Annotated in this window: 10 protein-coding genes; 4 read left to right on the forward strand and 6 right to left on the reverse strand. The window is 33.6% G+C overall.

The features are described 5' to 3' along the window. The first annotated feature begins 74 nt into the window (after positions 1-74). Both rnr and QWY86_RS18545 read left to right on the forward strand, forming a co-directional pair. Positions 75-2,207 carry a ribonuclease R gene (rnr, locus tag QWY86_RS18540; protein ID WP_290244298.1) on the forward strand — a complete coding sequence of 711 codons (2,133 nt, stop codon included), beginning with the start codon at positions 75-77 and terminating at the stop codon, positions 2,205-2,207. Positions 2,208-2,255: 48 nt separating this feature from the next. Continuing rightward, positions 2,256-3,230 (forward strand): polyprenyl synthetase family protein, encoded by a 975-nt coding sequence (locus tag QWY86_RS18545; RefSeq protein WP_290244300.1) that lies wholly within the window; start codon positions 2,256-2,258, stop codon positions 3,228-3,230. A 118-nt stretch (positions 3,231-3,348) separates the two neighbouring features. On the opposite strand, the gene rpmA is transcribed toward QWY86_RS18545, so the two are convergent. Further along, a complete protein-coding gene (gene rpmA / locus QWY86_RS18550; RefSeq protein WP_290244302.1) occupies positions 3,349-3,765 on the reverse strand; it encodes a 50S ribosomal protein L27 in 417 nt (138 codons plus the stop codon). A gap of 51 nt (positions 3,766-3,816) precedes the next feature. Then, a complete protein-coding gene (gene rplU, locus QWY86_RS18555) occupies positions 3,817-4,128 on the reverse strand; it encodes a 50S ribosomal protein L21 (protein WP_010601215.1) in 312 nt (103 codons plus the stop codon). A gap of 546 nt (positions 4,129-4,674) precedes the next feature. Here rplU and QWY86_RS18560 point away from each other — a divergent pair. Together QWY86_RS18560 and QWY86_RS18565 are read left to right on the forward strand one after the other, a co-directional pair. Next, a complete protein-coding gene (locus QWY86_RS18560) occupies positions 4,675-5,631 on the forward strand; it encodes a GLPGLI family protein (RefSeq protein ID WP_290244304.1) in 957 nt (318 codons plus the stop codon). Beyond that, positions 5,628-8,291 (forward strand): TonB-dependent receptor, encoded by a 2,664-nt coding sequence (locus QWY86_RS18565; protein ID WP_290244305.1) that lies wholly within the window; start codon positions 5,628-5,630, stop codon positions 8,289-8,291. Before QWY86_RS18560 ends, QWY86_RS18565 begins: the two co-directional genes overlap by 4 nt. Positions 8,292-8,327: 36 nt before the next feature. Here QWY86_RS18565 and QWY86_RS18570 read toward each other — a convergent pair whose 3' ends face one another. The 4 genes from QWY86_RS18570 to QWY86_RS18585 form a co-directional block, all read right to left on the reverse strand. Next, positions 8,328-9,686, reverse strand: a complete 1,359-nt coding sequence (locus QWY86_RS18570; RefSeq protein WP_290244307.1) for a M56 family metallopeptidase — start codon at positions 9,684-9,686, stop codon at positions 8,328-8,330. Positions 9,687-9,804: 118 nt separating this feature from the next. After that, positions 9,805-10,167, reverse strand: a complete 363-nt coding sequence (locus tag QWY86_RS18575; RefSeq protein ID WP_290244308.1) for a BlaI/MecI/CopY family transcriptional regulator — start codon at positions 10,165-10,167, stop codon at positions 9,805-9,807. A 105-nt stretch (positions 10,168-10,272) separates the two neighbouring features. Beyond that, entirely contained in the window at positions 10,273-10,773 is a 501-nt protein-coding gene (locus tag QWY86_RS18580; protein WP_290244310.1) for a hypothetical protein, read from the reverse strand. A gap of 40 nt (positions 10,774-10,813) precedes the next feature. Beyond that, positions 10,814-12,190, reverse strand: coding sequence for a dicarboxylate/amino acid:cation symporter (locus QWY86_RS18585; protein ID WP_290244312.1), 1,377 nt, complete (start codon positions 12,188-12,190; stop codon positions 10,814-10,816). Positions 12,191-12,299: the final 109 nt, after the last annotated feature.

Raw genomic sequence — 12,299 nt, forward strand, 5'->3', positions numbered from 1 at the left:
CAATCTGACATTTTACATCAATAAACAGCCTTTTTTGCATCTTTTCTGTATCTTCGGTAAAATACAATTAACAAATGGCAAAGAAAAAATCTGCAAATATAAAATTAGTTCTGAATCAGTTGGTTAGTGATGTTTTTGAAAAAGACAGCAATAAACCACTCAACTATAAACAGGTTTCTGCCAAATTAAACCTTAACGATCACGAGTCTCGAGAAACGATTCTCGAAATTTTAAAAGAAGGTAAAGCCGCAGGCATTTATCTAGAACCTGAGAAAGGAAAATTTAAACTAAAAGATTTACAAAGCTTTATTATTGGAACTGTTGATATGACAGCCGATGGCTCTGCATATATTGTACCTGAAGATGAATTTGAGAAAGATGTTTTTGTTGCCCCACGTAAATTAAAAAATGCACTTCATGGCGATACGGTTAAAGCTTATGTTTTTGCCAAGAAAAATGGACGCAAGAATGATGGTGAGGTTATTGAGATTATAAAACGAGCTAAATCTGATTTTACCGGAGTAATTAAAATCTCTGACAGGTTTGCTTTTGTTATTGCCGATGATAAAAAAATGCTTCACGATATTTTTGTTCCATTAAGCGATATTTTAGGCGCAAAAAATGGTCAGCGGGTATTAGTAAGCTTAACGGATTGGCCAGAAGGTGCAAAAAATCCAATCGGGATGGTTAAACACGTACTTGGCGACCAAGGCGAAAACAATACTGAAATGAATGCGATTCTTGCGCAGTATGGTTTTCCATTATCTTTTCCTCCGCAGGTTGAAAAAGAAGCAAATGCTATCCCCGAAGAAATACCATCAGCAGAAATTGCTAAACGAAAAGATTACCGAAACATATTAACATTTACAATTGACCCGGCTGATGCAAAGGATTTTGACGATGCCATCTCCTATCAAAAATTACCTAATGGAAATTATGAAATCGGCGTTCACATTGCCGATGTTTCACACTATGTTGAGCAAGGTAGTGAGTTAGACAAAGAAGCTTACAGCCGAGCTACATCTGTTTATCTGGTTGATAGAGTGATACCAATGTTGCCTGAGCGGTTAAGTAATGGCGTTTGTTCGCTTCGCCCTAATGAAGATAAACTTTGTTTTGCAGCTGTTTTTGAGTTAGATGAACAAGCAAATATTCAATCTGAATGGTATGGCAGAACGGTTATTCATTCTGATAGACGGTTTACGTACGAGGAAGCCCAAGAAGTAATCGAAAACAAAGCGGGAGATTATGCAAAAGAAATTTTAAAATTAAACGAACTTGCCTATATTTTAAGAGACAGAAAATTTAAAGATGGCGCAATAAGTTTTGAGAGCACCGAAGTTAAATTTAAACTCGACGAAAATGGCAAGCCAATTGGAGTTTACGTTAAGGAACGTAAAGATGCACATAAACTGATTGAAGACTACATGCTTTTGGCTAACCGAAAAGTAGCCGAATTCATTGCCAAAAAACAAAAAGGGGAAAAGAGACTTACCTTTGTATATCGTGTTCACGATTCTCCAAACATGGAAACCTTGAATACTTTTGCAAATTTTGCATCGCGTTTTGGTTATAAAATCAACACCAAATCTGATAAGGAAATTGCCAAATCATTAAACCATTTAATGGCTGATGTTGAAGGTAAAAAAGAGCAGAATATTTTAACTTCTTTAGCTATTCGCTCTATGGCAAAAGCAATTTATACCACTAAAAAAACAAGTCATTATGGTCTGGCTTTTGAATATTACACACATTTCACATCGCCAATCCGTAGATATCCGGATGTAATGGTGCACCGTTTATTGCAAACCTATTTAGATGGAGGAAAATCAGCCGATGTAGAATTTTACGAGGTGGCAAGCGCACATTCATCAGCAATGGAGAAGCGTGCTGCAGAAGCAGAAAGAGCCTCAATCAAGTATAAACAAGCCGAATATCTGGAAGAAAATATTGGTACTATTTACAAAGGTGTTATTTCTGGCGTTACCGAGTGGGGCATGTATGTAGAAATTGAAGAAAACAAATGTGAAGGCATGATTAGGCTTCGTGACATATCTGATGATTTTTACGTTTTAGATGAAAAAAATTATTGTATTGTCGGACAGCGCAAAAAGAAGAAGTACCAGTTGGGAGATGAAGTTATGATAAGGGTTAAAAAAGTAGATTTATCTAAACGTCAGATAGATTTTACTTTAATTCAGGATTAAATTTATAGAATAATAAGCGATTAAATATCGCTTAATTAAAATAGCAAAATGCATACTACAATAGAATTACAGCAAATTTTAGAAAATGCAATACAAAACCTAAAATTTCCTGAAAGCCCTAAACAACTTTACGATCCAATAACTTACATAATTAATTTAGGTGGCAAAAGAATCAGACCACTATTGGTTTTAATGGCGACCGAATTATTCGGAGAAAATGCAAAAGAATCAATCCATGCTGCAATGGCGGTTGAAGTTTTTCACAATTTTACGCTTGTACATGATGACATAATGGATAATGCACCGCTACGCAGAGGTAAAGCTACCGTTCACGAAAAATGGAGCACTAACATTGCAATTTTAAGTGGCGATGTGATGATGGTTGAAGCTAACAAAAATCTGGCAAAAGTTAATCCAATTTACTTAAAAGATGTTTTAGATACATTTAATACTACGGCCCAAGGCGTTTGCGAAGGACAGACTTTAGATATGGAGTTCGAAACCCGTGATGATGTAACTATAGTGGAGTACATCAACATGATAAGACTAAAAACTGCTGTATTATTGGGTGGTGCGCTAAAACTGGGTGCAATAATTGCAAACGCTTCAGAAGCTGATGCGGAACTGATTTACCAATTCGGGGAAAATATTGGTATTGCTTTTCAATTGCAAGATGATATTTTAGATGTTTACGCCGACCCGGATAAATTCGGAAAACAAGTTGGTGGAGATATTATATCAAATAAGAAAACTTTCTTACTATTAAAAGCACTGGAGTTAGCTGATGGTCAAACACTCGAAAACTTAAAAGCCTGGATCAGTTTAGAAAAGTTTAATAATGTAGAAAAAGTCGAGGCAATTACAAACATCTACAACTCATTAAATATCCCAGAAATTGCAAAGCAAGCCATGGAAAGTTACCTAAACAAGGCATTAAATTATATGAATCAAATCAGTGTTGATGATAGTGCAAAAGAAGCAATTTTAAATTTAACCACCGGCTTAATGGAGAGACAGCACTAAAATAACATACGATGCTTAAAAATCGCTGCATTTTGTAGCGATTTTTTTTTTGCAAAACCTTTAAACCAAAAAAACCATTCTGAAAACAGAATGGTTTTTTTTATAAGGCGATTACTAATTATTCTGCTGGTGCAGCTTCTTCAGCAGTATCTTCTTTTTTAGCAGCTTTTTTAGCTGGCGCTTTTTTTGCAACTGGTGCTTCCTCTACAACTTCTTTAGCTACTGCTGCTTTTTTTGCAACTGGCGCTTTTACTGCTAATGCTGCTTCAATTTCAGCATCAGTAATAGGAAGAATAGAAACGTAAGATTTGTTATCAGCTTTTTTTCTGAAAACTACAGTTCCATCAACTAAAGCAAATAAAGTATGATCTTTACCTAAACCAACATTTTTATCTGGATGGTGTTTTGTACCACGTTGACGTACTAAAATGTTTCCTGCGATAGCTAACTGACCACCGAAAATTTTAATACCTAAACGCTTACTATGCGATTCACGTCCGTTTTTCGAACTACCGGCTCCTTTTTTGTGTGCCATTTTCTTATATTTTGTAACTCGCTAAAAGCGAATTATTAGGTTAACAATTAATTATAGAGTGATGTCAGAAATCTGAATCTTGGTGAAAAACTGGCGGTGACCATTTTTCTTTTTGTAACCTTTTCTACGTTTTTTGTGGAAAACGATTACTTTATCACCTTTTAAATGAGATACGATAGTTGCCGAAACTTTAGCACCTTTAACTGCAGGAGCTCCTACAGTGATTGCACCACCATTATCAACCAACAATACATTATCAAATTCAATACTAGCGCCTTCATCTCCTTGCAATCTGTGTACAAAAAGGTGCTGGTCTTTAGCAACCTTAAATTGCTGGCCTGCTATATTTACTATTGCGTACATTGTTTAAATATTTGTTTTATAATTTTTATTTAACGAGGTGCAAATATAGAACAATTTCATTTAACACACAAACACATATCAAAAATAATTTTATCGAAATACTCTCAAATCAAAATTTTTAAGATTTAAGTATTTTAAGTTAATTACAATGTGAGGTGTCATTATTATTCGAAAAGCAAATTATAGTAATGTTTGGGTTGCTCCTGCCCTGCCATACGCTTTACTTGCCTCATAAAAAATTCGGCTTCGTGCTCGCTGCTGTCAGGTTTAATTTACACAGGTTAGCAACTATATTATTGTTAGCGCTTGGCAAATTGCATTGGTTTAGTATTACTGTTGTTCTTGAAACCGATTGCAGTAGAAACCAAAAGCTTTTTCTGCTTTTGTTGCAACGAAAAGCACGACTTGCTCCTCCTAAGTATTACCGAACATTCATTTCCAAATCAAATCATTTTTTATGAAAGTTAAAAATTGTTAAAACCTTTTATTATTACGAATATTTCGTAGTTTTACGAAAAGTAAATAACAAATAAACATTAAAAAATTATGAAACGCATTTTAATTACCTCCATCGCAACATTAATTGTTGCATCAACTTTCGGTCAAAACGCAGATAAAGCGCTTGCCAGGGTAAGATATACTTTTACCCACATTCAAGATACTACACAAAAAGACAAGCCACATAAAGAAAATATGCTTTTGGTGGTTGGAAAAAATGCATCTGTTTACACCAGTTATGATAAACTAAACCAAGCCATAAATGCTAAAAAGCAAATTGAAGAACAAATTAAAAATCAAGCTGGCAGTAACAATATGAAAATCGAAATCAAGAGTGAAATGAAATCTCCAGTTACACAGATTGATTATTTCTTTTTCGCCAATGAGCAAAAAATCTTTAGCAAAGAAAGGCTAGTAAACAACTACTTAATTGAAGAAACTGTACAAAAAATTGATTGGAAAATAAGTAAGGATACGATGAGTTTTTCTGGTATTGCTTGCCAAAAGGCTGTCGCAAAATTTAAAGGCAGAAATTGGATTGCTTGGTTTGCTACTGATATGCCTTTTCAAAGCGGCCCGTGGAAACTAAACGGCTTACCTGGCTTAATTGTAGAAGCTTATGATGATAAAAAAGAAGTTAAATTTGAATTTGCAGGATTAGAAAATGTAAGTGTTGCTGACGAAAAAAACGCATCTGACGGGGACCAAAAAATTACTATGCCGAATGGCACGCCAGGTACAATAAAAATAACAGGCATAGAAACAAGCACTTCATATTTAGGTTCGGAAATAAAGCTTCCTGTTGATGCTATTAAAACATCAAGAAAAGAGTTAGATAAACTGAAAGCGGCAAGAGATAAAGACCCTCAGGGATTTATGCAAGCACAGATGGCTGCAAATGGAATTCAGGGAACATTTAAAAGAAGTACCTCTACTCCCACTCCTGGAAACCCGGCTGTAAAGCGTGAAATAAATAATCCGATAGAAATTGCTGAAAAAAAATGAGAAAGGCTTTCTATATATTAATTCTAGCTTTGATTTCACTAACAACAGCTTTTGCGCAAAATACAATAAAAGGTACAGCAAAAGATGTAGCCGGAGTTGGAATAGAATCTGTAAATGTTAACCTAAAAGATTTGGAAGGCAACATTATCAGTTTTACCAGAACAAATAAAAGTGGAGCATTTAACCTATCTGTAAAAAACAATCAAATTACAGGTTACAAAATTGAGCTTTCGAGCATTGGCTATAAAAAACAATCTATGCTTATTGCAGATATTAATAAAGACTATAATTTTACTTTACAGGTTAGCGAAACCAACCTGGAAACTGTTGTTGTAAAAAATCGCCCATCGCTTACAGCAAATGGCGATACATTAAATTATAGAACGGCAGATTTTGCAGATAAGCAGGACCGAACCATTGGTGATGTGTTGAAGAAAATGCCAGGTATTGAAGTTGCTGAAAATGGAAAAGTTAGTTACAATGGGAAATCGATATCAAATTTATACATAGATGGCGATAACTTGCTGGATGATAAATACAACATTGGCACCAAGAGCATCCCACAAGGTGCAGTTGATAAGGTTCAGGTAATTCAGAATGATCAGCCAATTAAAATGATGCGAAAGAATAATACCAGCGATGATGTTGCTTTAAATTTGGTGATTAAAGATGAAGCTAAACTAAAGGTTATGGGTGATGCTACTGTGGGTGCCGGAACGCCAAATCGTTTTGATGAAAACCTTACGGCAATGTTGTTTAATAAAAAACTTAAGTTTATTAACAATTTGAAGGGGAATAACATAGGAAATGATCCGGGCATAGATTTAACGTCGCATAATTTAGCTGATTACTTGAAACGTGTAGACAACAGTAAACCTGGTGGATTTTTATCTACAGGCGCAGCTGGGGTACCATCATTACCGCAAAGCAGATATTTATTTAATAAAGCAGCAGTAGTAAATCTAAACAACTTATATAAGTTTAGTCAGGACTTACAGTTAAGGGCAAATTTATCTTATCTGTACGATGATCGTAAGCAAGAATACAGCAAATTTTCTCAAACTTATCTGGCTAATCAAACCATCAGTTTTTCTGAATATCAAAACAACAACATCAATCCACAAAAAATAAGGGCGCAATTTAATTTGAACAACAATAGGGAGTTAGAATACTTTAATAACAATTTGGTTGTAGATTATGCACCATTCAAAACAACATCTGCGTTTTTAATTAATAATATTAACGCCAATCAACAGCTAAACCAGAAAAATATTGAGGTTTCGAACGAGTTTAATTATCGGAAAAAAATGAAGTCGGAGAATGTTGTAAATTTTTACTCATACCTTAACCATAGTGCCCAACCAGAACAATTAAATGTTACACCCGGATTGAATGCCGATATTTTAAACAATGGCAATAATTACCTTGCACTAAATCAATACGTTAAATTACCAACCTGGTATACAAATAATTACGTTTCTTTTGCATTTGTAAAAGGTGGCTTTGCCCAGACTTATAAAGCGGGATTCAATATCCAAAAGCAAAATTTAAATTCAGAACTTTACCGCACCCAGAACAATGGAACTTTGGAATTAGTTTCTCAAAATGCTGTAAATGATTTGAATTGGAATAAAAACAGGTTTTATATCGATGCAACGTACGAATATACAAACGATAAAATTAAAGCTGGGATAAGCCTTCCAGCAAGCTATAATAGCATTCGTTATATTGACCCGGTTAATGATTTAACTAATAAACTGAATAAAGTTTTCTTCAATCCTTCTTTAAATTTAAAATATCAAACAGGCATCGAAAATTATATTACCGCCAATTATTACTATAAGAATGATTTAGGCGGAATAGATGATATTTACAGAGGTATGGTTTTAAAGAACTATAGATCGTTGTTTGCGAATGATGCACCAATTTCAGAATCAAAAATGCATGGAATTAACGGCGGATTTAACTTTAGAAAAGCAATGCAAATGTTTTTCTTCAATGCTTCAGTTGGTTACAATGAAACTGAATTAAATACAATTTCATCCTATAGTTTGAGTAATAATATTCAGCAGCGGGTTGTTTTGCCATTAGAAAATGAGATAAAAAATCTAAATTTTAATGCAAATGCAAGCAAATATATTTTTGCTTTGAAGAGTACTGTTAATTTTGGAATAAGTTATACTGAAAGCAAATACAGCCAGTTACAAAACAGTAATCTGCTGCCCTTTAAAACTGATAATATTTCTTACAAAGGCGGTTTTGAGGCTAAACTGACAAAATTTATGAATTGGTCTTATAGTGCTACCTATTCCGTTACTAAAAATAAAGCTGAAATTGCAAATGCAATTCAAACCAATTTCAGGCAGCTGAGGCAACAATCTACACTCGCAATTACAACTTTGCAAAATGTGTACCTTAATTTATCAGCAGAGCATTTATTTACGAACCAATCAAACCAACCGAATTTGAAATATTTATTTGCAGATGCAAATGTGAAGTACAAAATTTTAAAATTTAAAACCGACCTCGAATTCGGAATAACAAACCTTGCAAACATTAAACGCTTCGATGCAATTTATATTTATGCAAATTCATTAACTACAGGTACTTACTTAATACCTGGAAGAGTAGCTATGCTAAAAGCAACTTTTAATTTCTAGAACAAAAGCATCCAGATAATTGCGGATGCTTTTGCTTTATGGTTTGGTTGTAATATGAATTTCACCAGATGAACTTTTCTGCATCTTGATATCTTGCACATTATTCATATCTAAATTTTTAAAATCATCTTTCGTCGCCTTTTTACCATCAATAAAGTAATCAATTTCTCCAATTGAGCCAGTGGAACTAAAACTAATTCCATTATTACGATGGGATGATTTAGTAACTGCTTTTATCAATACAACCTTATTAATAGTCCCTTTCAAAGGTTTATCTGATTGGTTAGTATTTGAATCTTGAAAAAACATGCTAATTGCAGACGGATTTGTTTTCACCGTATCCTTAAAAGCGGTGTGATAAAAAACAGTTTTGGCTTCTGCATTCTTCATTGGAACGACATGGATTACTTTACCAACCAATTTATTTAATTCATCCGTTATAGATTGATTTGAGGAATTGGCAGTTTTAAAATTCGTTTTAAATACAAAGGAAAATTTCTGAATAGAATCTGAAATTATATTTTTCTTCTTAACAATTTTTGATTTATTTTTCCCTTTTACAGAAGCAACTTTTTCAATAGCAATTGTTTTTTGAGGTTCTTGACTTTGACTTAAATGATTATTAACCAAAACAATTTGTTTTTCAATATCCTTTTTATCAATTGTAAAAGCCAAACTCACACAAAGAATTATTGGCAAAACAAACACATACCTTGTTAAATTAACACTTGATGAAGGTTTAACATTCATCATTACTATCCGCTTTTTTAAATCAGAAAGGTTAAAATTATTAATGATTGATACCGGATTTTGTAAAGTTCCAACATCCAGTAAACTATATTGATAAGCCTTTTTATTTACACCTTTTTTAAGTATTTTATTATCTGTTATAAATTCTATATTTTCTTTAACTGCTTTTTTCATTAACCAAACACCGGGATTGAACCAATAAAAAACCAGGCTAATTTCTGCCAATATAATATCTAAAGTGTGTAGTTCATCAACGTGTATTTTTTCGTGTTCGATGATGTTATTCAAATCTTGTGGTTTATGCAGGTTTGGATTTACATAAATATTTTGCCAAAAAGAAAATGGGCTGATTTTATCACTCAAAATTCTAATCTTCAAATCATTTAACATTCCTGCGCTTGAGTTTTTGTGCACCCGATAAAGCGAAATAAATTGAATGATTAACCTTGAGGCCATAAACAATACACCCAAATAAAACACCATCGTGATTATTTGCCATAAAGCCGAGATAGATTCTACCTGAATAAGCTGGCTAACATTCTGGTTTAAACCTGGAACAAATGCGGGCAAAGCATTATGGTTATTAAAAATTTCCGTTAAGTTTATTAATGGGTAGGCAGTTGAAAATACAATCCCAAAAATCAAGAAAATACGATTTAAGATGTAAAACGTTAATTTACGGAGCACTAGATAATAGGTCAGCGCAAACAAAACGAGCACTAAATTTATTTTCAATAAAACCAAAAACAAATAAGGCATAACACTATTTTTCTGGGTTTTCGATTAGATTAATTATCTCTTTTAATTCCTCAGCACTAATCTTTTTATCTTTTGCGAAGAAAGCAACAAGTTCCTTGTATGAGCTTTTAAAATAAGAATCTACAAAACCATTCATAAATCGTTTTTTATAATCGGCTTCTTTAACTTTTGCCTTATATTGGTTTGCATTTGCAAATCTTTCACTTGCTAAATATCCTTTGCGTTCGAGATTTTTTATTGTTGATGCCAGCGTAGTGTATGGCGGTTTTGGCTCTGGTAAAACATCCATAAAATCTTTTATAAAGCCTTTGCCCAATTGCCAAACCGCAAGCATTGCTTCTTCTTCTTGTATCGTTAACTTCTCCATTTATTACGAAATAATCGTAAATATACGAAATAGCTTTAAAACAAAAAAGCCTGATTAAAACATTAAATGTTCTTTAATCAGGCTTTCAAAAATATTAATAAGAAACTATTTACCGCTTCGCTTTTCGGCTTGGTTTATGGTTTCTTCTATAATTTTTCTCATTTGCATCGCAGCATCTAAAAGTTTTGGATTACCATCAAAATCGCCATAAATTACAACATGTTTATCTTTCTCCTTGTATTTAAAAAACATATCGTAACGCGGAACTAATTTTGACTTAGCGCTCTGCACACCAATTGTATCAGGAAAATTCCATAAACCCAGCTCATTAGCTTTACTATGGATGAAAAGAATATCATCGCTTTTTAACCCAACTTTTTTAACGATAACAGAATCACGACTATTTAGATATCGGTATGAGCTATCGGCAGAATTGTACTCATTTTCTAACGTATCGTTTATCCCCCATTTATAATCTAAAGAAACAAAATCGTTCTTTCTGAATGGTGCATTTTTTATAATTGGTTTATAATATATGTAACAATAAATTATCATTGGTACGATAATGGTGAGTGCTAAAAATATCTTTTTTCCTCTACTTGACACTTGCTTGAATTTTGAATGATTAAATTTTGTATGATTAAATTTAGGCGTCTTTCAGTTCGCCTTCCCACTTACTTACTACAGCAGTGGCGATACTATTACCAACAACATTAGTAGCCGAACGGCCCATATCCAATAATGGATCTATACCAATTAATAGTGCCAAACCGGCTTCGGGAATATTAAAACTGGCAATTGTACCTGCAATAACTACTAATGAAGCTCTTGGTACACCGGCAATACCTTTACTGGTTAACATTAAAATTAACAGCATTGAAATTTGCTGTTCAAAGCCTAAATGGATGCCATAAGCCTGCGCAATAAATAAGGAAGCAAAGGTCATGTACATCATGGAGCCATCAAGGTTAAAGGAATAACCAAGCGGCAATACAAAACTCACAATTTTATCTTTACAACCAAAACGCTCTAAAAGCATCATCGTTTTTGGATAAGCAGCCTCACTGCTCGCTGTACTAAACGCCAGTATTGCAGGTTCTTTCATATCGTTTACAAGTTTAAATACTCGTTTTTTCAGGATTAGAAAACCTAAGAAAATTAAAACGCACCACAAAATGGCTAGGCCAAAATAAAACTCGCCTATAAATATTGCATAAGTATTTAATACGGATAAACCCTGTTTTGCAACAATCGCCGTCATGGCACCGAAAACGGCCAGTGGTGCAAAATTCATTACATAACCAGTCATTTTTAAAATAACATGGGCAATAGCATCAAAGGCTTTAATTACAACCTGACCTAAATCACCAATTGCAGCAGTTGCAACTCCGAAAAATAGTGAAAACACTACAATCTGAAGGATTTCATTGGTTGCCATTGATTCGGCAATACTCTTTGGAAAAACGTGAGCGATAAAATCTTTAACACTCATTGCAGTCTTTTGAATTCCTGTATTAACCAATTGATCTGGCAGGGTTAACTTCATATGTCTCCCAGGTTCAAAAATGTTTACTAAAATTAAGCCCAATACGAGCGACATAAGTGACATTGCAACAAACCAACCTAAGGTTTTCCCACCTATTCGACCTACAGCCTTAATATCACCAACCTTAGCAACGCCAACTACAAGTGTAGTGAATACTAATGGCGCTACAATCATCTTTATTAATCTTAAAAAGATATCACTAAGAAGCGTAAAATACTCCAGTTTTTTTTCTCGTATTTCTTCATTTTCCTTTTTGATTTTAGCATTTATCTTTTTATCGGCTTTTAGTTGTGTAAAGGCAGCAGTTGTAGTATCTGTAGATTTTGCAATACTAACCTCAATGCTCTTAACTTTAGCATCGGCATTAAGAATATTCTGATTGTATACATCTATGGAGTTAACATTCAAAATATATCCTAAGGCAATACCCGCTATCAGCGCAATGAAAATAAAAATAGTGAGTCTGTTTTTCTTCATAAATAATAAAGTTTGTGGCTTTGTTAATTTGGTAAAACTACGATATTTACGCCGTGTAACAAACTTTGATTTTTCAACGTTATCAAATCCGTAGATTTTTTACACTAAG

Source organism: Pedobacter aquatilis, from assembly GCF_030409415.1.
In the GTDB taxonomy this organism is placed as follows: domain Bacteria; phylum Bacteroidota; class Bacteroidia; order Sphingobacteriales; family Sphingobacteriaceae; genus Pedobacter; species Pedobacter aquatilis.